Consider the following 23299-nt stretch of genomic DNA (forward strand, 5'->3'; position numbering starts at 1 on the left):
ATGCCTCTGGTCACAACAGGTTGAACGGTTCGAGCGTTTACGCCCGCTTGGCAGGGGCCCATACATTCCTTAGCTTGTGAAGCGCAGCGATCAAGCGATGTCCTGCACTCAAGGAGAATGTACCCATGGCCGATATCCGCCAGGTCACGCCGGATTTTGCGGTTGCACCGCAACTTTCCGAGGCTGATCTCGAGGCCGTTGCGAAAGCCGGCTTCAAGACTTTGATCGCCAATCGCCCGGATGGGGAAGGCGGCGTCGACCAGCCGCGCATGGGCGCGATTCGCGCAAAAGCCGAATCCCTGGGCCTGACATTCGCCGCTCTGCCGTTTTCCGGTGCCCCCACGCCGGAAATTGTAGAGCGAATGGGACACATTCTCAATGAGGCGCCGCAACCGATTCTGGCCTATTGCCGGACCGGCACCCGCTCGATTACCGCCTGGGCTCTGGTGCACGCTGGACAAGGCGCCGGGGACGACATTATCGAGGCAGCCGCAGGCGCGGGATACGACCTCTCGAGTCTGCGCGAACTGCTGTGAGAACGCGCAACTGACACAGTCGCGCCGTATTGCAGGTATTGATGCCGAAGCCGAGCCGTGCGAGGCGTCGGGCCTTGAAAGCAATCCGGCCAGCGCAAGCGGCAAACCGGGAGTAGAACTCATGTCAGGCCGCATGTGGACCGACGATTTCAAGATCGATCAAGGCGTGATCCTGGTGAAGAAGACCGGCGCCCGCATTGTTCCGGACCTTGCGCTGCTGCACAGCATCTTCACCTGGTTCTGCTTTTACTTTTTCGTCCAGAACTGGCGCACCTGGCGCCTTATTACAGGGCACAAGCGCCCGACCATCGCCTTCTTCCCCGACAAGCCACGCCCCTGGTACTTCATCTGGTCGGTTATGCACGTCTCGGGTGCCAAATTGGTCGAGGATCCGACCACCGCCGACATCGTGATGCAGTTCGACGATTCGACCGAGACGGTGAACGGTACGCCGGCCGTCAAGCCCGGCGCCCATGTCCTCAACTTCAACTGCAACGACATCTCAAAATCGCGCGTGGCGCAGGCGTTCGAAGCGGCCGCTGGCTATTCGCTGAGTGTTGATCCTCTGACCTTCGAAGGCCGCATGGTCGAGAAATCCGAGGCCAATGCCGCCCATGACGGACGAATCATCGAAGGTCCCCAGGACGAAGCGATTCCCGGCAAGGCCTACCAGCGCCTCATCGACAACGAGATTCCGGGCGGCCTCGTCGAAGACCTGCGCTGCTGCCTTGTTGGCGGAACGCCCATCGTTGTGTTCCGCAAGCGCCGCCCGCTGGAGCGGCGCTTTCTAAATGAGAACGTCCAAGTTTTGCTCGACGAGCCCAAGAATTGCTATTCCGCCGATGAAATCCGCGTGATCGAGGCCTTTGCAGCAGATATCGGGCTCGACTGGGGTGGGGTGGATGTCCTACGCGATCGCACGTCGGGACGAATCTTCATCGTCGACGCGAACAAGACGGACATGGGTCCGCCGGTGGCGCTGAAACTGGGCAGCAAGCTGCGGGCGACGCGGCGGATGGCCAAGGCTTTTGCGGAGACCTTCGCGCCGAAGAAGCGTTGATCCGTTCCGGTCGTCCGTCATCTGAAGGTTTCTGAACGCATGGCCATTCCTTTCGTCCGCGGTATTGAATTCGAGTATGGCCGTGTTGATCAGGTCTCTCCGCTCATCCGCCGCGTCATCGCCAACAATCCGGGGCCTTTCACCTATGTCGGTACCGGCGTGTACATCATCGGCACGGGCGAGGTTGCGGTCATTGATCCTGGACCGATGAGCGCGGCGCATTTCGACGCGCTGAAAGCCGCACTGAAGGGCGAGCGCGTCACGCATGTCCTGGTCACGCACGGCCACTCGGACCACTCGCCGCTTGCACAGCCGCTCGCCGAATGGGCCGGCTGCAAGACCTATGCGAAGGATTGTGGAGTCCATACGGCCAAGGATGAGCTCGGCAGCCCGGACGATCTCGGCTTCACGCCGGATGTCCGCGTCGGCGACGGCGATGTCCTGTCGGGACCGGGCTGGACCATCGACGTGATCGAAACGCCAGGTCACACGATCAATCATCTCTGTTTCGGACTGCGCGAAGAGAATGCCTGTTTCTCGGGCGACCACATCATGGGCTGGTCGACGACGGTTGTGGCGCCGCCGGACGGCAACATGGGGGCCTATATGCGCAGCCTCGAAAAAGTCCGCCGGATGGGATTTGAAACCCTTTGGCCGACCCATGGCGACCCGGTTCGCGGCAAGGCGTTCGTCGAGACGTTCATCACCGAATACGCCAATCACCGTAAAGCGCGCGAAGCGGCCATTGTGGCCGAGCTGCGCGGCGGGGAAACCTCGATTCCGGCGATGGTGGCTCGAATGTACGTGGATGTAGACCAACGTCTGCATCCGGCGGCGGCCATGAGCGTTCTGGGCCATATGCTGGACCTGATCGAGCGCGGTTTGGTGGCAACGCCGGACAGCGCCCCGACTGTACGTTCGCGGTTCGAACTGGTCGCCGCGCGGGCCTGATTTCTGCTCATGAGCCGTTCATGACAGCGCCTTAAGGCTATGCAACCTGCTGTGCCTCTGGCAGCTAAGGGGCAACGCTAAACCCTTTGAACGCGGGATGACGCCTTGGGCGCGCCGGCGTTCCAGATCAGGAGATGCCATTCGATGACCACTCGCCGCTCGATTCTGTCCGCTTCCATTCTGGCCCTTGCCGCTATGGGGCTCGCCGCTTGCGGTGGGGGAGGCGCGAAAGAGAAGCCCGGCGATGTGCCAACTCTGCGGCGCGGCATCTCTGCCCAGGTCGACACGCTCGACCCCCACAAGTCTTCGGCGCAGTGGGAAAACATCATCATCGGCGACATGATGATCGGCCTGATGACAGATGGCGCGGACGGCAAGCCCGAACTCGGCATGGCGACGAGCTACGAAGTTGATGACACTGGAACGGTCTGGACCTTCCATCTCGGCGACTTTGTCTGGTCTGACGGCACGCCGGTTACGGCCAACGACTTCGTCTACGCCTTCCGCCGCCTTCAGGACCCGACCGTCGCGTCGCAATACGCCTCGCTGCTCTGGCTGGTGAAGAATGCCGAAAAGGTGAACTCACGCGAGCTGGCGCCCGAAGAGCTCGGCATTCGTGCAATCGATGACAAGACGGTCGAGATCACGCTTGAAAATCCGGCGCCGTATCTCCTTGGCCTGCTGACCCATTACACGACCTTCCCGGTGCCCCAGCACGTGGTCGAGAAGTATGGTGACGCCTGGATCCAGCCGCAGAACATCGTTGTCAACGGCCCGTACAAACTCGTCTACTGGCGCACCGGCGACCAGCTGGTCGCGGACAAGAACCCCACCGGATTCGGCGCCGCTGAGGCCTGCTTTGACCGGGTCGCCTATTTCGAGATCGCCGACGAGAACGCCTATGAGAACAAGATCGCGGCCGGCGAACTTGATATCAACAACGCCTTCTCAGGCCCGCGCCAGACGGAAATCGAAGCGAAGTTTCCGGGCTGGGTGCGCACCTCGCCGGGCCTGCTGACCACCTATTGGAGCTTTAACCAGACCAAACCGCCGTTCAACGACATGCGCGTGCGCAAGGCTCTTTCGATCTCGCTCGACCGCGATTTCATGGTGCGCAATGTCATGACGCCGGGCTTCATGCCGGCCTATGCGTTGGTGCCACCTACAATCGCGAACTATGACGTGCCGCGCCCTGAGCTGGATTGGAAAGACCAGCCGCGTGCCGAACGCCTCGCCGAAGCGAAGAGCCTGCTGGAAGAAGCCGGCTACGGCCCGAACAATCCGCTGAAATTCGAGTTCATCCACCGCAACACCGGCGACAACCCGAAAGTGGCCCCGGTGGCGCAGTCGAACTGGGCCGAGATCGCGCCCTGGGTGCAGCCCGAGATCGTGCGCCAGGAAACCAAGGTGCTCTATTCGCGTCTGCGTCTGACCGACTTCCAGATTTCGGATGGCGCCTGGCTCGCCGATTTCGACGACCCGATCAACTTCCTCTATTTGCTGGACTCCAAAACGGGCCAGCAGAACTACGGCAAGTATTCGAACCCCGAATATGACGCGCTGCTTGCCGATGCGAAAAGCCAGCTGGACCTGAAGAAGCGTGCCGAGCTGTTCGCAGAAGCCGAAAAGCTTATGCTGAATGAGTACCCGATCACGCCGATGTGGGTTCAGGTGACACAAAACCTGGTCGATCCGACCCTCACGGGCTGGGTAGACAATGCGAAGGACAACCACCGCTCGCGCTTCCTCTGCCGGGACGGTATGAAGTAGCCCTGATTTCCGGGGCTGGGGGAGGGTTCCTATGGAAAGTGAAGCCGAAGCTGCCGGGTTGGCCGCGGTGGGCGGGCTGGACAGTGGAACCCACCATCCGGTCCAGAGCGGCACGGCCTGTCGCAATTGTGGCGCGGTAATTCCCATGCGCTATTGCTCTAACTGCGGGCAGCTGGGCGCGGACTTCCACCGGCCGGTTTGGGACCTGGTTGCGTCCAGCGTTGGCGATATGTTCTCGTTAGATGGCCGGCTGTGGCGGACCCTTCCGAAGCTGATGCTGCGGCCCGGGCGGATGACAAGGGAGTATATCGACGGCAAGCGGTCGCGCTATGTCCCGCCTTTCCGACTGTTTCTGCTGACCTCGGTGATCTTTTTCGTGACCATGTTCTGGGTGCTGGAGCACCAGCCTTGGATGAAGGAGCTGAAGTTCACGCCGGACAGCCTGCCGTCTGGCACCTTAGTGCTCGCGGGCGACACCAGGGTGAACCTGAACGGGCCGGCCGACCTTGAAACGCTGAAGGCGCAGCTGGACGATCCGGATTTGCCGCCTGAACGGCGGGCCGAGCTGGAAGAGGCGGTCAGTCAGGCCGAGGCGCTAGCGACGCCGACTTCGCTTGTGTTCAAGCCGGACGGCTCGATCGACCGCGACGCCCTCGAACAGTCCGTCATCGAGTCCAACCCCGACATGACGCCGGCTGAACTCGCCACGGCGCAGGCTGCGGCCGGACGATTTGCGAATCTCTACGAGAACCAGGAACGGTTCGCCGCGCGAATGAAAGAGTGGGCGCCGCGCTTCACGCTGCTCTTCCTGCCCATTTTTTCGTTCCTGCTGGCCCTGTCTTATGCTTGGCATCGTAAGCGCTACTTCTATGACCACCTGATCACAGGTCTGCACTTCCAGACATATGTCTACGTGCTGATCACGCTGATGCTGGCTTTGTCGGCCTTGGTGCCTTCGGCCGCGCCATTTGCCGCCGGCGGCACATTTCTGATCCTGTTCGCCTATCTGATGCGCATGTTGCGGGTGACATATGACACCGGCCACATCATGTCGTTCCTGCGGACAGGATTCCTGCTGATCGCAGCGGTGATGGTCCTGTCGCTGCTCGCCGTCGGGCTGGTGATTCTAAGCTTTTTCCTGACCTGAACCGGGCAGGGGCTAGTTGACCCGCCTGACGCGGATACCGCTACCGCTGCCAATCGTCATCAGGAAACTTCCGAACGCGGCTTTCTGGATGGTCGCTTCCTTGGCCTTGCGGATCTTCGAACGGGAGATTTCCTCGGAGTCGATCTGTTCCCAGATCTGACCGTTCTCCAATGTTATCTGTGCCTTGCGCGTGACACGGTTGACCGAAATTGAGGCGATCGGCAGCGTGACCTCCTCGACTTCCTGAGTAAGAGGCTTGCCGGCGTCTTCGCTGCGTCCAAATACCTGGCTCAACGACGGAAGTGAAAAGCCGAAGGATTCGCGCTCGAGTTTGGCGATGGTTTCCACATCGACCGTGCGGACCTTGCCTTCGGCTTCCGCGGTTTGGAGGTCTGCTACTGCCTTGTCAAAACAGGCGAGTCGGGCCGCATCCTCGGGGATTGAAGCGCACGCGTAGATGCCTTCCGTTGGCCTTGGAGGGGCTGCAGATGCAGGGCCGGCCCAAACTGCACCAACCGCCATGGCAAGCCCTGTCAACACTACGACGCGCCGCAATTTCATTTCGTTCTCCAGAGCCAGACCCAGTTGGCATTTTCCTTATTTGATAGCCTGAAGGGAAGGATGATGCACGATCCCGCCGCAGCGCGAAATTATAACTGATGCCTTTGTGTCACACTTGCACCAATTCGCCACATTTTCCCGTTTCTGAGCATTGACGCCCCCCTGACCGGTATCGTTACTAAAACGCAAGGTCTGGCTCCGGGGAGTCGGATTGCCCGCGAGGGGCGGGAACTCTTTATTTTCACATTGGAGGTTTCAGGTGAGCGAGAAGAACTGGAAGACACGTCTTCTTACGTCTTCGGTGTTTGCGGGTGCGTTGATCGCGTCTGCTGCACTGCCGGCGATTGCACAAGAAGATGAACCGGTAGCAACGACTGCGCCGGCAGCAGACGAGACGGAAGCCCGTCAGGAAAAAGTTACGGTCACGGGTTCGCGCCTTGCGCTCTCTGACTTCCAAGCCATCAGCCCTGTTACCTCCGTCACGTCGGAAGCGATCGAACTGAACGCGACCCTGACTGTCGACACGCTGCTCAACGAGCTGCCGCAGGTCATCCCGGGCAACACGGTCACCTCGAACAACGCTGGCGGCGAAGACTTCGCAACCATCGACCTTCGCGGCCTCGGCCCGTCGCGCACCCTGGTGCTCGTCGATGGTGAGCGCGTTCCGGGTTCGTCGACCACCGGCGTGGTTGACCTGAACTCCATTCCGGCCGGCCTGATCGACCGCATCGAAGTTGTGACCGGCGGTGCATCGGCCGTTTACGGTTCGGACGCCATCGCCGGCGTCGTCAACTTCATCCTGAAAGACGACTTCGAAGGCGCCCAGCTGACCCTCGGCGGCGGCGGTGCATTCGATGGCAACGCCCAGTACGAGTCGGCTGACTTCCTGTTCGGCGGCAACTTCGACAATGGCAAAGGCAACATGGTTGCCTACGCGTCGTACTTCAACCGTGATGGCGTGTTCCAAAGCGCCTACGACTACTCGCGCCTGGCGCAGGCTGTCGTGTACGGCTACAACTTCTCGAACAGCTCCTATACCGGTTCGTTCCCGGTCGACACGCTGGAAGAATACCTTGCTGCTCGCGCTGCGCTTACCGCCAACGCGAATACTCAGGGCATCTTCACCTTCCCGGGTGGTTCGGGTACCCCGCCATGGGGCTCGATCTCGGCCAGCGCTTCGAACCCGTTCAACTATGCAGCCCTGCAAGCGAACCCGCTGACCGCTGGTCAGTTCGCGGCTGCTGACCGGGACTGTAACCCGGCAACGGCTCCGACCCCCGTTACCTCTGGCGGCTTGTCGTTCACGGACAATGGCGCTCTGAGCCCGTTCTTTAGCGGCGGCGCTTGCACGATCCCCGATCGTTCGATCGGTTCGTCGCGCTATAACTACGCGCCGGACAACTACATCTACCTGCCGGCAGAGCGCTTCGGCATCCAGACGTTCGGCAACTACGATGTGACCGACACCATCCGCATGAAGACCATGCTGTCTTATGTGCGCTCGATCACGCAAGTGCAGCTCGCTGCCACGCCGATCACGGGTCTTTCGATCCCGGTCAGCTCTCCGGCGATCGCTGGCGCTGACAACATCGTCGGGACTGCAGACGATCCGCACCCGGATCTGTCGGTGGCTCTTAACTCGCGTCCGACACCGGGCGCGAACTTTACCTACGCCTGGCGCTCGAATGGCGTCGGTCCTCGTAAAGGCGAGTTCATCAACTCGAACTTGCTGGCGCGCGTCAGCTTCGACGGCGAGCTCGGTGCAGGTTGGGAGTGGAACGCTTCGGCCGGTTGGGGCCAAGGCCAGTTCAATGCCGCTCTCGAGAACAACGTCAACCGCGTTGCTCTGCTCCAGGGCGTTGCAGGCTGCGCAAACGTGCCGGTGTCGGCTCGCCTGCCGGATTGCGTGAATGTTGACATCTTCGGACCGCCGTCGTTGACGCCGAGCACTGCTGCTGCCAGCTTCATCCGCACCAACGTGCAGACGTCTCAGCAGATCGAGCAGGTGCTGCTCGGCGGCTTCGTCCGCGGCGACCTGTTCAAGCTTCCGGCTGGCGGTCTCGCCGTCGTGGCGGGTCTTGAATACCGTCAAGACGAAGTGAAGCTCCGGGTCGACGACGCCCAGCGCCGCGGTGAAATCGCCGGCTTCAACGCCGTACAGGACATCAACGGTGGCCTCGACGTCTACGAAGCCTACGGTGAGATCTCGATCCCGATCCTGGCTGACATGCCGTTCGCGAAAGAACTCTCGATCGACGCCGGCTACCGTACGTCGGACTACTCGACGATCGGTTCGGTGGAATCGTACAAATACGGCGCTCGCTACGCCCCGGTTGACTGGCTCCGCTTCCGCGCAGTCTACAACAAGGCCGTCCGCGCTCCGTCGGCTCTGGAATCCTTCCAGGCTGGTGACCAGGGCTTCCCGGCCTACACGGATCCTTGCCGTAACCAGGCCACCCAGGCTCCGGGGGCAGCAGCCCTGCTCGCCTTCTGTACGACGAACGGCAACATTGGTGCAGGTTTCGTGCCTGTAGCTGTCGCACCGACCTTCGCGGCGACCAACGCTCAGGTCCAGGCCTTTGCGTTCGGTAACCCGAACCTGTCGCCGGAAACCGGTGAAACCATCACCGCCGGCTTCGTGTTCGAACCGGACTTCCTGCCGGTTGGTACCTTCCGCTCGACGTTCGACTATTTCGACATCACCCTGCAGGATGCCATCATCTCGCGCGGAGCTCAAACCATTTTGAACTCCTGCTACGGTGGCCTCGCTGGCAACGCGCAATCTGCTTTCGACTGCCAACAGGTCGTTCGCGATCCGGCAACGGGTCAGATCACTTCGGTGAACACGTCGCTGACGAACTCGCTTGGTGAGCGTCAGGTCAAAGGCTGGGATATTCAGCTGGATTACGAGATGGACCTCGACGAAGTTCTCGCAAATGTGCCTGGCACGTTCGGCGCGAACGTCGTGATGACCATCACGGACGAGTATCTCGTCAATGGCACCGATATTTCGGGTCAGACGGGTGCTGGTATCGGCGGCGCAACGCCGGACTTCAAGTCGACGACGACGGTTGATTACCGCCTCGACGATTGGATGTTCCAGCTCCGTCACAACTACGTTCCGGCTCTCGATCAGACGGGCTTCTTCGGTTCGCCGGAAGCTCCGAAACTGTCGAACTACGATGCTTCGGTGTCGTGGGATGTGACGGACCGGTTCCGCCTGGTGGGTACGATTTCGAACCTGACCGACGAGTTCCCGCCGGTCACCGAAGCTGGTACATTCGACCAAGCGAACACCGACGCTGCGATCTACGCACCGTGGGTTGTCGGCCGGATGTTCTCGGTCCAGGCTCGCTTGAAGTTCTAAATCGAGACGATGAATTAACGATCAGGGGCGGCAGGGAAACCTGCCGCCCTTTTTCTGTGGTGCCGCGAAGATAGAGGGCCGCTACTCGCAGCCGCGCAGTGCCGGTCCCGCCGGTGCTAGCCGCAAGGGAAATTCAGGGAACGGAAGGTCTGCGGCGGCTCGCCGCTACCAGATCGGATCGCCGGCAGCGTCGACGAAGCCGGCATCCTCGAGCATCTGGCGCAACGGCTCCATCTGTTCGCGGTAGGCGCGCCAGGCGCCGACGCCCTGACTGTTGATCGGCTGGCGTATCTGAGTGGTCGAGGCCGTTGATACGCCACCGGTCGCCGTATGGGGAGACAAGCACGCCTCATGGAAGGGCAGGCCGATGGCGTCGAGCAGGCGACGGATTTCCGCATCGGAATCTGCGATCAGCTTTTCGAGCGTGATCTCGACAAGGTTTCCGCCGAGCACTTGGCGCCAGTGGTCCGTCAGCTGACGATACATCCCATAAGCGGCCGAAAGATCCTCGAACCGGTACGACCAGATATAGGATCCTTCGCCGAACAGGACCTTGTAAGCGCCGAACAGCGAATCCATGGGCGCGCGGCGCAGGTGGACAATCCGGGCTTCCGGGAATGCGCGCCGGATCGCGCCGACGAGGTGATAGTTGTGCGGCAGCTTCTCGGTGAAGAACCGAGTCTTCGGGGTGCGGTAAGCGAGGCTCTCGAGATAGAGACGCGCGACCTCCGGCCAGTTTGCGTCCTGCATCTTCTCGACCGAGGCAGGATCGAGCTCGCCGTAGCGCGCAAGACCGAGGGCGTCGCGGATGGCGAGGGCGAGGCCGTGCGTCTCGCCCATGTCCGTTACGTCCGGATGCGCCGAGAAAATCCGCTCGACCAGGGTCGTGCCTGAGCGCGGCAGGCCGACGATGAAAATCGGGATCGGCCCGTCGGTATCGACAGGCTTTGCATCGAGCCCACCACTGAACCGACGGATGATGGACCGGGTGTAGGCGGTGCGTTCCTCGTGCGGGAAAGGTGAGGTGCGCTGCACCAGGTCCGCGCCGGCCTTGAGCGCCGACCAGGCCAGCGGCCGGTCGCCGACATCATGGGCTTCCTTGAACAGGGCATAGTGCAGGCGGGCGCGGTCGACGTCTTCGATGCGCGTTGCCCGCAGCGCGGCCTGAATCGCCTCGATATGGTTCGACCCCTCGTCCCAGCGGCGGCAGGCGCTGAGGGAGAAATAGCCGAGCGCATGGTCCGGGAACATGCGCAGCAGGGATTCGAAAGCATCGACGGCTTCATCGATGCGGCCAAGATGACGCAGCGCCAGCGCATGGTTGTACGTCGTCGCTGGGTCGCGCGGCATTGCCGCAACCGCAATATCGGCGTGATGCAGGGCGCGCTCATAGAGGCCGCAGGCGGTGAACGTGTTCGCGAGCACGTCGTGCTGGCGCGGGGCGAGCGCAGCGCGCTGCAAGGTCCGCCCGGCGAGATCTACGGCTTCGTTGTATCGCCCGCGATTGGCGAGGACCCGGCAGCGTTCGACGGCCAACAGCGTGTGCGCCGGGTCGGAAGATGGCAGGGCCTTCAGGGCATCGGCGAGGGCACGGTCGTCGTCGAGGCTGCCCATCCGCATCAAGGCGGCGCAGAGGACGACCCAGGCCTCGGCCCGGCGCGGATCGGCGCTGAGCACCATCTGGGCGAAGTCCGCGGCACCCGGAAAATCGCCGCGGCGCAGGCGTTGCTGTGCCTCATTGACGAAGGTGGCCACCTGGGAAGGCGAGGGCGGCGCAGAGCGGGTTCCGGGGGGCTGGTTCATGCGCTGTGTGTTAGCGGCTCAGGCTGAGCAGGTCACTACCAAAACTCCTTGACGAGTGCAGCGCGCCACCGAATTATCTTCTGCAGGGCGTTGAATACAAATTGATCAGAGCGGGAGTTGTCCTCATGCGCGTTAAACAGCTTGGCGCGGCCTTAGCCACGCTATCCTTTGTCGTCTCAGGCGCGATTGCCGCCGTGCCAGCTGCTGCAGAACCGGCGCGCGCGAGCGTCGACATGTTCGTCGGATATGACACATTCCGAGCGGCGACCTTGTCCGAGGACGGCAGATACGTCGCGGCCATCCTTCATGACAATGATGGCGACATGCTGATCGTCCACGATCGTACGACCAAGACCACGCGGCCCATTCAGCGCGCGCGCGCGGACCAGAACCTGGAACTCACGTCGGTGCAGTTCAAAGGCGCGGACCGGCTGGTCTTCGTGCTGCAACAGAAATTCGAAATCGTGCAAGGAAGGTCCACTCTGACGCGGGTCAAGGATGAAGACAGCGATGAAGGCTTCCGGTTCGTCTCCCGGGTCTATGCTTCTAACCTCGACGGTTCTGATCTCGTTTCCCTCTACGACCCTGCGCTCGAACAGGGTTTCCCGCGCTACCTGAGCGCCGGCATCGACAACATCCTGCCGGACGATAAGGACCACATCCTCATGCGGACGCCGTCTTCCGGCGGTACGCAGCTGCGCAAGGTGGACGTACGCACAGGCAAGTACACGCTGGTCGAAACGGGCAGGAGCAGCACGCTCGGATGGCTGGTCGACAGCACCCTAAAGCCCGTGATGCGGGTCGATTCCGTGGCTGGTGGTCGGGGTAGAGCGTGGTCCCGTCGCGACGCAAAGGGAAAGTGGATCGAGATTGCCCGTTATCTTGGCGCTGACAACGCAAACTCGGGTGCCAACTTTGAAGGTCTGGGGCGCGGTCCCAGGCCCGCCACGGTGATCGTGCGTGCGCGGACGGATGCTCGGGATACGGTAGGCCTGTACGTTTACAACACGGATACCGGCGAGTTCGAGGAAGAACTCTACACCAATGATAGCTGGGACGTCAGCGGTGTGCTTCGCGCGCCGACGTCAGCTGACCCGATCGGCGCCTGCTATCTTGGTTTCAAGGTAAATTGCGTGCCGAGCGATGAAAAGTTCGCTTCGCACTGGTTGGCGCTTGAGGAAGCCGTGGGGCCGGATGTGAATCTGTACCTTTCTCCTGGCGGCAGCCTCGACGCGTCACTGTTAGTAAACTCCGATGGACCGGCTGATCCGGGTACCTACTATATTTACGACACGAAAACGCGTTCCCTGGAGCTCTTCCAGACCGCACGGTCGGGAATCGATCTTACCTTGATGCCCTCCGCCACGATCTTCGACTATCAAGCGAAGGACGGGACCGACATGTGGGGCTATCTCTGGCTGCCGCCGGGCGCCTCGAAGGACACGCGCAATATGCCGACGATCGTCCTGCCGCATGGCGGCCCGGAAGCCCGCGATGCGTGGGGGTTCGATCCGCTTGCGGGCTACTGGGCATCGCAGGGATACGCCGTGTTCCAACCGCACTTCCGCGGAGGCGCTGGCTCTGGCCGCGGCTGGGTGGAAGCGGGCCACGGCCAGTGGGGCCAACTCATCCAGGAAGACATCAACGATGGCACGCGCGCGCTGATCTCGAGCGGCGTGGCAGACGCGAACCGCATCTGCATCGCCGGATGGTCGCACGGCGGGTACGTCGCTTTCACGGCGAGCTATCGTGACACGGATCTCTACAAATGCTCGCTGGCCGGCGCCGGGGTGTCAGATCTCCGTGACATGCAAGCCTGGGTCCGCGAGGAACAAGGTGGCAAACAAAGCACCAGCTACAAGTATTGGGCTGAAGCAATTGGTGATCCGAACGCTGATGCTGCCAAACTCGACAAGTACTCGGCCAAGCGCCACGCCGACCAGGTGGGCATGCCGATCCTGATCGTTCATGGCGAGCTCGACTATACCGTGCCCGTCGAACAATCGCGCGACATGGTCGCGGCTCTGAAGAAGGCCAAGAAGCCTTACGAATATGTCGAGATCGAAGACATGGACCATTATCTCCGTCCCGACCAGGGAGATGATTGGAAGATCGTCTTGACCAAAGGCAAGGCCTTCTTCGACCAGCACATCGGACCCGGTTGGGTGCCACCGGCGTCGCCGTAATTCGGAGGCGGATCAATTGGAGAGCCCGTCGGTCTTTTCTTCGGCGGGCATCTTCATTCGGGGACAAGGTCGAAGGCTACGCTGATGCGCTCGGCGTCTTCCGTAAACGCATTGACGCCGTGCCACATGTACGAAGGGAACAGAACCAGGCGGCCCGGTTTCGGGCAGACGGACCGTTCGGGTGTGATGCCTTCGACCGGGTAGTAAGGCGCGCCGAACGTGATCCAGCCTTCCTGTGAATTGCTCTCAGGACGGACGGAAGAGGGCACGACGACATAGAATGCTGTCGAGATCCAGCCTTCGGGGTGGATATGGTTTACATGGCTGCCGCCCTTTACGAGGCGTACGGACCAGCACCCCTGCATGCGCCAGCGACCCTTGTTCCTGGACAGGAACGGGTGGGAAGGATCGTGCCCCAGGCGTTCGAGATATTTGCCGATCGGCTCGCGCATCGCGGCGAACAGCTTTTTGATCAGCGGGTCCTGCGGCACGTCCGGATTCAGTTGCAGCTGCGAGCCGCCGCGCAAGGACTGGTCAAGCGGGTGGTTGCTGAAACTGTGAAGTTCGCGAAGCCGGCTGGCGAGTGCTTCGATGAAGGCTTCGGTGGTTTCGAACCCTTCTGGCGGCGAGAGGTCGAATGGCTGCACGAAGCGGTCATAGTCGTAGGTCGTTCGATAAGAGGCGTCGCCCAACGCGCGGCGCGCCACGGCTTCGACAGCGATCCATTCCTGATCGAGCGGATCGAGTGACAAGCCCCATTGTGCGTGTGCAAGGGCTTCGGCCGGCGCACCTGCAGACAAGAGGACGCTGCCGGCATTGCGGCGTACCCAGTCCGTACGCGGAAGCTGTGCGGCGGACACTTTGGCAAGGTGAGCGGCTTCGGCATGCCGGCCGATGGCCGAGAGCACGATCGCGCTGGCGCTGGCAATCTGCGGCAGTGGAAACTTCCGGCGCAGCGCTTCAAGGCGGGTGAGTGCCTCGTCCAGCCGGTCGGCGCGGCGCAGCAGGTCTGCGGCGGCCATGCCGAGATTGAGGTCATCAGGGCGTGCATTTGCGGCGGCGATCAGGCCGTCCGCGAAGGTCTGCCTTTCACCGGCCATCCATGCGATCATGGCGAGCGCGCGATGCAGTGAGGCGTCAGCAGGAAACCGTCCGAGTGCGGAAGTTAACAGCATACGCGCTTCCTCAATGTGCCCGGATCCGACGAGCGCGCCGGCATGCATCTCTACGGCGGGCGGGAAGTCGGCATATTTGCGGAACACAGGGGCAGCTTCGGTCCACTGGTCACCATGACCCAATCCGGCGGCGCGGATCAGGGCCATGTTTCGACTTGCAGGATTGGCCGCGATCGCTATTGCGGCAGCGTCCGCGGCTTCGCTCCATCGTCCGGTGTGACGCAGAGCGTCTGCCTTGAGAGACCAGAAGTCGAAACCTTTCCGGGCGGAGGCTGGCAGGCGCTCCAACTCAGAAAGCGCTAAAGGAAATTTGCCAGCCCCGATCAGCATCAGGGCGCGGCGCAACGCGAGGCGCGGGTTTGTACTGCTGCCTGCCCGGCCGAGCGCAACGGCGCTCTCCATCGCGAAGCCTTGGGTATAACGCGCTTCGGCGATGGCTTCCCAGATTCGGCTGCGTGCTGCGGGCGCAGTGGCAACCTCTAGTGCGGCGAGCAGGTCGGATTCCGCGCCTGCAGCGTCGCCGGCCTTTAGGCGGGCAAGGGCCTGGCGTTCGAGAGGACTGTGCGCAGCGGCGTTCATCAGTTGAAACTAGCCTGTTTCAGTCCGCACGCCAGCGGGCGTAGAGCGCGGTGGGCAACAGACGGTCGGATCCGGTTTGCGGCAGGGCCATCTCGCCCTGTTCTAGGATCCCGCCATAAGCCGCCATGCGGTCGGCCAGGGTCTGGGCGAGGGCGAGGTAGGACAGGCGCACGGCATAGGCCGTCGCGATGACGAAGAGGGGGCTTTCGGTCAGCAGCGATTGCACCCCGTCGAGCAGTCCCGGCAGGTCCTCTTCGAAGCGCCAGGTCTCGTTGTTGGTGCCGCGGCCGAACTTGGGCGGGTCGAGCACGATGGCGTCATACCTGTTGCCCCGGCGTTGCTCGCGCGAGACAAACTTCATGGCGTCGTCTGCGATCCATCGGATCGTGCGGTCGTCCAGGCCCGAGAGCGACTGGTTCTCCTTCCCGTAGCCGTTGGACTTCGGACTGGCATCAAGGTGGACCACCTCGGCGCCGGCGGCGGCGCAGGCGAGCGACATCATGCCGGTATATCCGAAAAGGTTCAGCACTTTCACAGGGCGGTTTTCGGCGCGGATCCGCTCCTGCGCAAATCGCCAGTGTACGGAGTGTTCCTGGAAAACGCCCATGTGACGGAAAGCGGTGCGCCGCGCGGTGAAGGTGAGGCCGTTCCAGCGCATTGGCCAGCTTTCGGTTGCGCGCGGTGACAGGATTTCCCACTGGCCCGCGCCGTCCTCGTCCGGTCCCTTGGCGGCAAAGCGCGCGTCGGCTTTCCAGCTCTGCACCGGCCTGGCCGGGTTCCAGAAGGCCTGCGGATCGGGGCGGATGACGGTCTGGCTTCCGAAGCGCTCGAGTTTCTGCAGATGACCGGAATCGAGCAGGGCATAATCTTCCCAGTCATCGGCGACGAGCAGGCGGGTTTCGGTCTTCATCAGGCATATCCCCGCTGGCGCCAGGCTTCGTAGATCATGATGGCCGTTGCCTGGGCGAGGTTCAGGCTGTCGGCCCCGCCGCGCATGGGGATCAGGGAGAGGTGGTCGCAGGCCGCCTCGACGTCCGCCGGAAGGCCCGCCTGTTCGTTGCCCATGATGATTACCGATGGAGCGGTGAAGGGGGCGGCATCGTGACGGATCGTGCCGTTGACGCTCGCCGCCGTAAGGCTGAGGCCCTTGGCGCGCCGCCAGGTGTTGAACGTATCGAAGCTCGCTTCCGCGAAAGGCATGTCGAAGATTGACCCCATGGAAGCACGCACGGCTTCGAAACTGTAGGGGTCGCAGCAGGTGCCCAGCAGGATGACGCCGCTCGCGCCGGCGCAGTCTGCCGTGCGCAGGATGGTTCCGAGATTGCCGGGATCGCGCACTTCATAAAGCGCTACATAGAGGGGCGCAGCCGACTGGCGGGCTGGCAGGGCATCGGGCGCAATGTGGCGCTGGCGGAATGCCGCGACGACGCTTTGCGCATTGTCCTTCTGGGTGATCTTGGTCATCAGGCGTTCCGGCGCCAGCACGACCCGCGCTCCGGAGGCGGCCGCCGTGCGGACAAGGGCGGCAATCTGGGGGCGGTCGGCCATGTCTGCCGCAACCACAACCGTCTCGGCCGTCCAGCCCCGGGCCAGGCCTTCACCCACAATCCGTGCGCCTTCTGCCAGAAAAAGGCCGGATTCAACCCGTTCTTTCTTCCGCTCAAGGCCCTTGAGCGCCTTGATGAGTGGGTTTGACGGGCTGGTCAGCAGTTCGGGCGGGCGTTTCATGGGGCGGGCAGCCTGTGGCCTGGTATCTTGCAGTTCGTTAAGGGATAGGGCATCCCAAGGAGAAGGGACAATGATTACAGGAGGTCAGCGACGTCGTGCGCCTGCTTGACTACCTGACGGGTCTCGTTTCGCTATTGGCCCTGCCCTTTATCGCGTGGTGGGGTGTGAACCAATCCCCCCAAAGTGCCGCGGCGCTGGAGGCCGCCCTCCAGACGAAGGCCGCGCTGTCGCTGCAACAGGCGGGGATCGACTGGGCCGTCGTGAAGATGGACGGCCAGACCGCGATCCTGACCGGGGATGCGCCCTCCGAAGATGCGGTCGAAGAGGCGGCGCGCATCGTCCTGCGCAGCAGTGGGCGGGGCGGCTTGTTCTTCGGCGGCGTTGCTCAGGTTGCCAACCAGGTCGAAGCCGCCGCGCCTGTCTATCCCTATGTCTGGTCGGTCGAGAAAACGTCGGATGGCGGATTGGTGTTGTCCGGTTATGTCCCGTCCCGCGCGGCGCGCGCCGCTCTGGTTCAGGAAGCCGATGCGATGGCCAGCGGTCCGGTGGTTGACCAGATGAGGTTGGCGGCGGGCGCGCCGGGGGGCAACTGGCAGGGGATGGCGCGGTTCGCTATCGAGCAGGTGACCGCCTTGGATACCGGCAGCGCGGCGCTGGATGACACCACTTATACACTGCGCGGCACATTGGCCGACGATGCGCTGCGTGGGCGCCTCGCCAAATCTGCCCGCGCCGTGGCGGCGCCCTTCTCGGGACTGGCGCTGATCGAGGGCGCGGCGCTGTGGTCGGCCACCCGCGTTGACGATAAGTTGGTGCTTTCTGGCAAGGTGGCCAGCGAAGCGGAGCGAAGGTCGCTTGTCACACTCGCGCGCCGGTCTTTCAAAGGTGACGTGGTCGACGAGATGACGGTTGAGGCGATGTCGGAGGCCGGCTGGATCTCCGGCGCAAAGGCGGGCCTGCCAGAGTTTGCAAACTTCCGGGCTGGCCAGATGACCTATGATGCGGCCGCAGCGAGCTTCGCGGTCGAAGGCGATGCGGCGGCCAGCACGCTGGAGTTCCTCAATGGGGACATGATGCGCGTAGAGGCCGGCTGGAAATTCGCGCTGGATGTGCCCCCGGCTGAAGCGCCGGTTGCGGCGGCGTCGTTAGGCGAATCTTCCTCGGCGATGTTGCCGGACTGCAAAGGTGAGCTGGGCCAAAGGCTCGCAGAGGCTGCAGCTGCGTTTGCGCCAGACCGCGCCGTATTCCAGCGTGATCGTGCCGAGACCCTCGACGCGCTGGCGCAAGCGGCGCGCGACTGTGATGCGGTGATGGCTATCACGCTGACCCCTAATGGCTCAGCGCTGGACGAGGCGCGCGCCGGAGTGATTGCCGATTTTCTCGAGCGGGCAGGGGTTCAGCGACCAAGGGTTGCTGCAATCGGCTATGGCCCCGCTGCGGGCGGCGAGGGTATGGACACAGAACGTGGCCGGGTCACAGACCCGCAGATTGACTTCACGATACGGGAGCGAAGCGGACAATGACCTGGCTGTTGGCGCATATGTGGATTGTGGTGGCCGCGACCGGCTCAGCTGCGTTGATTCTCGGCTGGTCCGTGCGCGGCATGATGCTGTCCGGCAAGATGCGTCAGGCTCTTGTGGAGCGCGATATGGTGCGCGTCGAACTCGGCCATGCCAAGGACGAGATCGAGCGCCTGTTCGCCGACCAACGCAAGCGCGGCAATGGCGAGGTTGCGGCCGCACCGGCGGCGGATCCGATCCTGGCGCGCAAGGTTGAATCGCTGACAGCCGAACTCGCGCGCAAATCCGCCGAGATCGATGCGCTGAAAGCAGCGCCGGCACCGGCTGCTGTTGCAGCTCCGGCCGCTGCGACAGCGACGTCGGCAGCGGGGCAGGTGGAGGAGACCCTTGTCTGGCGCAACCGGCATCTGGAAAGCCGCGTCGTTCACCTGGAATCGGAACTCGCCAAAGCCGCAGCAGCGCCGCCGCCGGCTGCACCCGCCGCGCCTGCGGCGGCTCCGGCCGAAGCCTCAGAAGAGACCGCAAAGAAGGATTTTGAGATCAGTTACCTTCGCACCCGCGTGGCCGGGCTGGAAGCGGAACTTGCTGCGGCGCCCGCGCCGACGGTGGCGGCAGAGGCGCCGGCTGAACCTGTTGCGGCGCCGGCAGCCGAGACGGCTGCGCCGGTAGAAGAAGAGATTGCCCGGCTGCGCTGGCGCGTCCGCTTCCTTGAGGGGCGTCTTGCCTATTTCGAGGGTGATGGCGAGAAGAGCGAAAGCGCCGACGAGTCAGAGGACTCGGCCGAGGCCGGGTTCGAAGAGGATGCTGAACCGGAACCTGCGCGGCGCGCCTCCGAAAAAATCTTCGAGCAGCTCGAAGCCGCCGACCAGATGGCTGAAGCCGAGGCGGCGCCGGAGATTGCCCGCGAGCGTCCATTGGCGATGGAGCGGCCGGTCGACGGCAAGCCCGACGACTTGACACTGATCGGCGGCATAGGTCCGAAAATCCAGGATGTGCTCAATTCGCTTGGCATCTGGCACTTTGACCAGATCGCGGAATGGACGCCTCAGAACATTGCCTGGGTCGATGAGTATCTGAGTTTCGCCGGCCGGATCACGCGCGAAGGCTGGGTCGAGCAGGCGGCGGTTCTGGTCGACGAAGCTGCCGACGCCTGAGTACGACTGGTGTTCAGAACGGGTTCACCGCGTCGTTCCTAGACTGGCGAGCAGTGACCAGACTGTTTGCAAATCGGGTTGCAGGCAGTACGTTCAGATTCAAGTTGGTCGCAGGAGAAGGACTTCATGATTAGTCACTTTGAATTCGGTGAAGAATTTGACAGCGCGCTGTTGGCGAACGCCCCGAAGGTGCGCCTTTCTCGGCGCGGGATCATCATGGGCCTGGCTGCCGGTACGGTGTTCCCGTTCGTTTCGGGATGCACAACCAACGCTGCGACGGGCGCCAGCCAGCTGCTGTTGTTTGGCGACGACCAGGTCGCAAGCATGGCCGCCACGGCCTGGACAGATATGAAAGCCCAGACGCCGCAGACCTCGAACTCGAAGTTGAAAAGCCGCGTGCTTTCGATTTGGGATCGGACGATCAATGGCGCTGTGAAGGAAGGCCATATCAGCCCAACCGCGCAGTGGGACGTGGCGGTGTTCGACACCGATGACGTCAACGCATTCGTCATGCCGGGCAACCGGGTGGGCGTTTATCGCGGTATCACCGAGCTGACTGAAAACGATGACCAGCTGTCATCTGTGCTCGGCCATGAGACCGGACACGTTGTCGGCAAGCATGCCGCCGAGCGGCTTTCGGTATCGACGGCGGCGCAGGTCGGCCTGATGGCCGGGCAGATCGCCGTCGCGTCGTCGGATGAACTGTCCAAGTATGGCGCGGCGATCGGCGCACTCGGCGGCGCAGCGGTGCAATTTGGCGTGATCCTGCCTTACAGCCGCAATCATGAGCTGCAGGCCGACAAGCTCGGCGTCGATTACATGCACCAGGCTGGATATGATGTGAAACAGTCCGTGCGCCTGTGGGAATTGATGGACGCCCAGTCCAAAGGCCAGCGCCCGCCCGAATTCATGTCCACGCACCCCGATCCTGTCCGCCGGGCTGAAGAGCTGCGCAACTATATCAACGCGCGCGGCTATGCGCTGATCTAGGTTCCGGAACCTTAACCAGACCCAAAACCCCGGTTGGCCCCGTCAACCGGGGTTTTTCATGGGTCTCGCTTGACCGGGCAGGGGCTTTGCGCCATACGCGCGGCTTCCGCGGGAGGCTGCCAGCCGCACCGAGGAGCCTCGATATCAACCGGGCGGATCGAAAGACCACCGCCCCTTAGCCAACGTTGTGAGGACAAAATGGCGAAGAAACTCCTGGGGCAGATCAAGCTCCAGATCCCGGCCGGCAAGGCCAACCCGTCGCCGCCAGTGGGCCCGGCCCTTGGTCAGCGCGGTATCAACATCATGGAATTCTGCAAGGCGTTCAACGCCCGCACCCAGTCCATGGAAGAAGGCGTGCCGATTCCGGTCGTCATTCAGTATTACCAGGACAAGTCGTTCACCTTCGTCACCAAGACGCCGCCGGCAACGGTTCTGCTCAAGAAGGCCGCTGGCCTGAAACTGGGCAAGAAGCCGGCCTCGGGCGCCAAGAAGCCGGGTCATGAGACCTCGGGCAAGGTGACGATGGACCAGGTCCGCGAAATCGCGAAGGTCAAGATGGCCGACTTGAACGCCAACGACCTTGATGCTGCCACCAAGATCATCGCCGGCTCCGCCCGCGCGATGGGCCTGCGGGTTGAGGAGTAATCACCATGGCTAAAGGAAAACGTACCCGCGCCATCGCGCAGACGATCGACGCCACCAAGGCCTACACGATCCCGGAAGCCGTGAAGCTCGTGAAATCGAACGCCAAGGCGAAATTCGACGAGTCGATCGAAATCGCCGTGAACCTCGGCGTTGACCCGAAATATGCCGACCAGCAGGTCCGCTCGGTCGTCAGCCTGCCGGCTGGCACCGGCAAGGCCGTCCGCGTCGCTGTGTTCGCCAAGGACAAGAAGGCCGAGGAAGCCACCGCGGCCGGCGCCGATATCGTTGGCGCAGAAGACCTGTTCGAAAAGGTCAACGGCGGCTTCATGGACTTCGACCGCGTTATCGCGACCCCCGACATGATGGGCCTCGTCGGCCGTCTCGGTAAGGTGCTCGGCCCGCGCGGCCTGATGCCGAACCCGAAAGTCGGCACCGTGACCCCGAACGTGGCCCAGGCCGTCAAGGATGCCAAAGGCGGCGCGATTGAGTTCAAGGTCGAAAAAGCCGGTATCGTCCACGCCGGTATCGGCAAGGCAAGCTTCTCGGAAGCCGACATCGAAAAGAACATCCAGGCCTTCCTTGCGGCTGTGGTCAGAGCGCGTCCGTCGGGCGCGAAGGGCACCTTCGTTCGCAAGATCTCGCTTTCGTCCACCATGGGCGGCGGCGTCACGATCGACCTGGCGGAAGCCAAGGGCTGAGGCCCGGCCTCCGGTTCTGCCTGATCCCAAAAAGCCCGGTGTCTGCATTGGCAGGCGCCGGGTTTTTTCTGTCCGCAGAAAAAAGCGGGCGGGGGGTTGCGGGCCAGTGGAAAAAGCGTTAATGCCGCCCGCTTGACGCGAGTTCAATGATATGCATCGGAGAACTCCCGTTTCCTGTCCGAGACCATAGGTCGTTCCCGCAAGGGAAAGCCAAGGGCCGCAAGGCCGCCTATGCAGACGGGGTGAGGCGTAGATACGGTTCGGAATTTTCTGGAATTTTCCGGAAAAGGCTTAGCCGGACAGGCCAATCCCTGGGCAGGCGCTGGAAGCCGCAAGGCCGAAGGCGATTACCAGGGCGGCCGGATGGTCCGGACGCCTCAATGGAGACCCGCAATGGATAAAGCTGGAAAAAGCGCGGCTCTCGACACCCTAAAAGGGGTGTTCGAACAGTCGGGTGCGGTCATTGTGACCCACTATACCGGTCTGACCGTGGCGGAAATGACGAAGCTGCGTGGCATGCTCCGCAAGGACGGCGCGCACTTCAAAGTGGTCAAGAACCGCCTGGCGAAAATCGCCCTGGGCGGGGTTGGCGGCGACAAGGCTCAAGACCTCTTCCAGGGTCCTGTGGCTATCGCTTACTCGCCGGATCCGGTGTCGGCTGCGAAAGCGGCAGACGAGTTCTCGAAGGAAAATTCGAAACTCGTGATCATCGGTGCGGTGATGGGCGATCAAGTGCTGGACGCCAAAGGCGTCGAAGCCCTTGCGAAGCTGCCGTCTCTCGACCAGCTGCGTGGCAAAATCATCGGCCTCGTTCAGGCTCCGGCGACTAAAATCGCTGGCGTCCTGCAGGCGCCGGCGTCGCAGCTTGCCCGCGTCGTGTCCGCGTACGCGTCGAAAGACGCTGCGTAAGTCACTCGTTTTCGCAACCAACGACCTTAACAACCGAACCAAACAACAGGACATACAATCATGGCAAATCTCGAAAAGATTGTCGAAGACCTCTCGGCTCTGACCGTTCTCGAAGCTGCTGAGCTGGCGAAACTCCTCGAAGAAAAGTGGGGCGTTTCGGCTGCTGCTCCCGTCGCAGTTGCTGCTGTCGGCGGCGGTGCGGCTCCGGCAGCTGCTGCTGAAGCCCAGACCGAGTTCGACGTCGTTCTCACCGATGCCGGTGGCAAGAAGATCGAAGTCATCAAGCTCGTTCGCGAAGTCGTTCCTTCGCTCGGCCTGAAAGAAGCCAAAGACCTCGTCGAAGGCGCTCCGAAAACCCTGAAAGAAGGCGTTTCGAAAGCCGACGGCGAAGCATTGAAGAAGAAGTTCGAAGAAGCAGGCGCTAAAGTCGAACTGAAGTAAGCGCCTCACGGCGTGTGTCCGGGCAGCGTTCGCGCGAGGCGTTGCCCAGTCAAGGAATAGCGCGGCGGTCTCCTTTTGG

At 62.4% G+C, this 23299-nt stretch carries 19 protein-coding genes; 14 read left to right on the forward strand and 5 right to left on the reverse strand.

Features of this window, described 5'->3' with window-relative positions; all coding sequences use genetic code 11:
• Window positions 1-125 precede the first annotated feature (125 nt).
• The 5 genes from GC148_RS14150 to GC148_RS14170 all read left to right on the forward strand — a co-directional run bounded on the left by GC148_RS14150 (window position 126) and on the right by GC148_RS14170 (window position 5464).
• Complete coding sequence (locus tag GC148_RS14150) at window positions 126-536, forward strand: TIGR01244 family sulfur transferase (RefSeq protein WP_291071703.1); 411 nt, start codon at window positions 126-128, stop codon at window positions 534-536.
• A 121-nt stretch (window positions 537-657) separates the two neighbouring features.
• Window positions 658-1596 (forward strand): hypothetical protein, encoded by a 939-nt coding sequence (locus GC148_RS14155; protein ID WP_291071705.1) that lies wholly within the window; start codon window positions 658-660, stop codon window positions 1594-1596.
• Between the two features lie 39 nt (window positions 1597-1635).
• The gene (locus GC148_RS14160; RefSeq protein ID WP_291071707.1) at window positions 1636-2547 is read left to right on the forward strand and encodes an MBL fold metallo-hydrolase; all 912 of its coding nucleotides are present in this window, start codon (window positions 1636-1638) and stop codon (window positions 2545-2547) included.
• 144 nt (window positions 2548-2691) lie between these two features.
• A complete protein-coding gene (locus GC148_RS14165) occupies window positions 2692-4317 on the forward strand; it encodes a peptide ABC transporter substrate-binding protein (protein WP_291071709.1) in 1626 nt (541 codons plus the stop codon).
• A 229-nt stretch (window positions 4318-4546) separates the two neighbouring features.
• Window positions 4547-5464 (forward strand): DUF3667 domain-containing protein, encoded by a 918-nt coding sequence (locus GC148_RS14170; protein ID WP_291071711.1) that lies wholly within the window; start codon window positions 4547-4549, stop codon window positions 5462-5464.
• 12 nt (window positions 5465-5476) lie between these two features.
• Here the strand turns inward: GC148_RS14170 and GC148_RS14175 are convergent, their stop codons facing one another.
• A complete protein-coding gene (locus tag GC148_RS14175) occupies window positions 5477-6025 on the reverse strand; it encodes a hypothetical protein (RefSeq protein WP_291071713.1) in 549 nt (182 codons plus the stop codon).
• Between the two features lie 259 nt (window positions 6026-6284).
• Between GC148_RS14175 and GC148_RS14180 the strand changes: the two genes are divergently transcribed.
• Complete coding sequence (locus GC148_RS14180) at window positions 6285-9392, forward strand: TonB-dependent receptor (RefSeq protein ID WP_291071715.1); 3108 nt, start codon at window positions 6285-6287, stop codon at window positions 9390-9392.
• A gap of 165 nt (window positions 9393-9557) precedes the next feature.
• Here GC148_RS14180 and GC148_RS14185 read toward each other — a convergent pair whose 3' ends face one another.
• Complete coding sequence (locus tag GC148_RS14185; protein WP_291071717.1) at window positions 9558-11195, reverse strand: sulfotransferase; 1638 nt, start codon at window positions 11193-11195, stop codon at window positions 9558-9560.
• A 125-nt stretch (window positions 11196-11320) separates the two neighbouring features.
• On the opposite strand from GC148_RS14185, the gene GC148_RS14190 reads away from it, so the two are divergent.
• Window positions 11321-13381 (forward strand): prolyl oligopeptidase family serine peptidase, encoded by a 2061-nt coding sequence (locus GC148_RS14190; protein WP_291071719.1) that lies wholly within the window; start codon window positions 11321-11323, stop codon window positions 13379-13381.
• A 53-nt stretch (window positions 13382-13434) separates the two neighbouring features.
• Here GC148_RS14190 and GC148_RS14195 read toward each other — a convergent pair whose 3' ends face one another.
• Genes GC148_RS14195 through GC148_RS14205 form a run of 3 tightly spaced genes read right to left on the reverse strand, consistent with a single transcriptional unit; the run spans window position 13435 to window position 16863 of the window.
• A complete protein-coding gene (locus tag GC148_RS14195) occupies window positions 13435-15135 on the reverse strand; it encodes a putative 2OG-Fe(II) oxygenase (RefSeq protein ID WP_291071721.1) in 1701 nt (566 codons plus the stop codon).
• Between the two features lie 19 nt (window positions 15136-15154).
• Window positions 15155-16045, reverse strand: coding sequence for a class I SAM-dependent methyltransferase (locus tag GC148_RS14200; protein ID WP_291071723.1), 891 nt, complete (start codon window positions 16043-16045; stop codon window positions 15155-15157).
• Entirely contained in the window at window positions 16045-16863 is an 819-nt protein-coding gene (locus GC148_RS14205) for an RNA methyltransferase (RefSeq protein ID WP_291071725.1), read from the reverse strand. Before GC148_RS14205 ends, GC148_RS14200 begins: the two co-directional genes overlap by 1 nt.
• Before the next feature lie 95 nt (window positions 16864-16958).
• Between GC148_RS14205 and GC148_RS14210 the strand changes: the two genes are divergently transcribed.
• The 7 genes from GC148_RS14210 to rplL all read left to right on the forward strand — a co-directional run bounded on the left by GC148_RS14210 (window position 16959) and on the right by rplL (window position 23220).
• Window positions 16959-18386: a hypothetical protein gene (locus GC148_RS14210; RefSeq protein ID WP_291071727.1), complete on the forward strand. Its 1428-nt coding sequence runs from the start codon at window positions 16959-16961 to the stop codon at window positions 18384-18386.
• Window positions 18383-19537, forward strand: a complete 1155-nt coding sequence (locus tag GC148_RS14215; protein WP_291071729.1) for a hypothetical protein — start codon at window positions 18383-18385, stop codon at window positions 19535-19537. Before GC148_RS14210 ends, GC148_RS14215 begins: the two co-directional genes overlap by 4 nt.
• A 126-nt stretch (window positions 19538-19663) precedes the next feature.
• On the forward strand, window positions 19664-20527 hold the full coding sequence (locus GC148_RS14220; RefSeq protein ID WP_291071731.1) for a M48 family metallopeptidase: 864 nt from the start codon (window positions 19664-19666) through the stop codon (window positions 20525-20527).
• 198 nt (window positions 20528-20725) lie between these two features.
• On the forward strand, window positions 20726-21172 hold the full coding sequence (rplK, locus tag GC148_RS14225; protein WP_291071733.1) for a 50S ribosomal protein L11: 447 nt from the start codon (window positions 20726-20728) through the stop codon (window positions 21170-21172).
• A 5-nt stretch (window positions 21173-21177) separates the two neighbouring features.
• Window positions 21178-21870, forward strand: a complete 693-nt coding sequence (gene rplA, locus GC148_RS14230) for a 50S ribosomal protein L1 (protein ID WP_291071735.1) — start codon at window positions 21178-21180, stop codon at window positions 21868-21870.
• Window positions 21871-22263: 393 nt separating this feature from the next.
• Complete coding sequence (gene rplJ, locus GC148_RS14235) at window positions 22264-22779, forward strand: 50S ribosomal protein L10 (protein ID WP_291071736.1); 516 nt, start codon at window positions 22264-22266, stop codon at window positions 22777-22779.
• Window positions 22780-22839: 60 nt separating this feature from the next.
• The gene (gene rplL, locus GC148_RS14240; RefSeq protein ID WP_291071737.1) at window positions 22840-23220 is read left to right on the forward strand and encodes a 50S ribosomal protein L7/L12; all 381 of its coding nucleotides are present in this window, start codon (window positions 22840-22842) and stop codon (window positions 23218-23220) included.
• The last annotated feature ends 79 nt before the right edge of the window (window positions 23221-23299 follow it).

Origin of the sequence: Hyphomonas sp., from assembly GCF_016125515.1 — a bacterium.
Classification (GTDB): domain Bacteria; phylum Pseudomonadota; class Alphaproteobacteria; order Caulobacterales; family Hyphomonadaceae; genus Hyphomonas.

What these genes read in the sequence shown, in the direction of transcription:
- GC148_RS14150 (WP_291071703.1), top strand. Translation starts at nt 126, where the DNA reads ATGGCCGATATCCGCCAGGTCACGCCGGATTTTGCGGTTGCACCGCAA.
- GC148_RS14155 (WP_291071705.1), top strand. Translation starts at nt 658, where the DNA reads ATGTCAGGCCGCATGTGGACCGACGATTTCAAGATCGATCAAGGCGTG.
- GC148_RS14160 (WP_291071707.1), top strand. Translation starts at nt 1,636, where the DNA reads ATGGCCATTCCTTTCGTCCGCGGTATTGAATTCGAGTATGGCCGTGTT.
- GC148_RS14165 (WP_291071709.1), top strand. Translation starts at nt 2,692, where the DNA reads ATGACCACTCGCCGCTCGATTCTGTCCGCTTCCATTCTGGCCCTTGCC.
- GC148_RS14170 (WP_291071711.1), top strand. Translation starts at nt 4,547, where the DNA reads ATGTTCTCGTTAGATGGCCGGCTGTGGCGGACCCTTCCGAAGCTGATG.
- GC148_RS14175 (WP_291071713.1), bottom strand. Translation starts at nt 6,025, where the DNA reads ATGAAATTGCGGCGCGTCGTAGTGTTGACAGGGCTTGCCATGGCGGTT.
- GC148_RS14185 (WP_291071717.1), bottom strand. Translation starts at nt 11,195, where the DNA reads ATGAACCAGCCCCCCGGAACCCGCTCTGCGCCGCCCTCGCCTTCCCAG.
- GC148_RS14190 (WP_291071719.1), top strand. Translation starts at nt 11,321, where the DNA reads ATGCGCGTTAAACAGCTTGGCGCGGCCTTAGCCACGCTATCCTTTGTC.
- GC148_RS14195 (WP_291071721.1), bottom strand. Translation starts at nt 15,135, where the DNA reads ATGAACGCCGCTGCGCACAGTCCTCTCGAACGCCAGGCCCTTGCCCGC.
- GC148_RS14200 (WP_291071723.1), bottom strand. Translation starts at nt 16,045, where the DNA reads ATGAAGACCGAAACCCGCCTGCTCGTCGCCGATGACTGGGAAGATTAT.
- GC148_RS14205 (WP_291071725.1), bottom strand. Translation starts at nt 16,863, where the DNA reads ATGAAACGCCCGCCCGAACTGCTGACCAGCCCGTCAAACCCACTCATC.
- GC148_RS14215 (WP_291071729.1), top strand. Translation starts at nt 18,383, where the DNA reads ATGACCTGGCTGTTGGCGCATATGTGGATTGTGGTGGCCGCGACCGGC.
- GC148_RS14220 (WP_291071731.1), top strand. Translation starts at nt 19,664, where the DNA reads ATGATTAGTCACTTTGAATTCGGTGAAGAATTTGACAGCGCGCTGTTG.
- rplK (WP_291071733.1), top strand. Translation starts at nt 20,726, where the DNA reads ATGGCGAAGAAACTCCTGGGGCAGATCAAGCTCCAGATCCCGGCCGGC.
- rplA (WP_291071735.1), top strand. Translation starts at nt 21,178, where the DNA reads ATGGCTAAAGGAAAACGTACCCGCGCCATCGCGCAGACGATCGACGCC.
- rplJ (WP_291071736.1), top strand. Translation starts at nt 22,264, where the DNA reads ATGGATAAAGCTGGAAAAAGCGCGGCTCTCGACACCCTAAAAGGGGTG.
- rplL (WP_291071737.1), top strand. Translation starts at nt 22,840, where the DNA reads ATGGCAAATCTCGAAAAGATTGTCGAAGACCTCTCGGCTCTGACCGTT.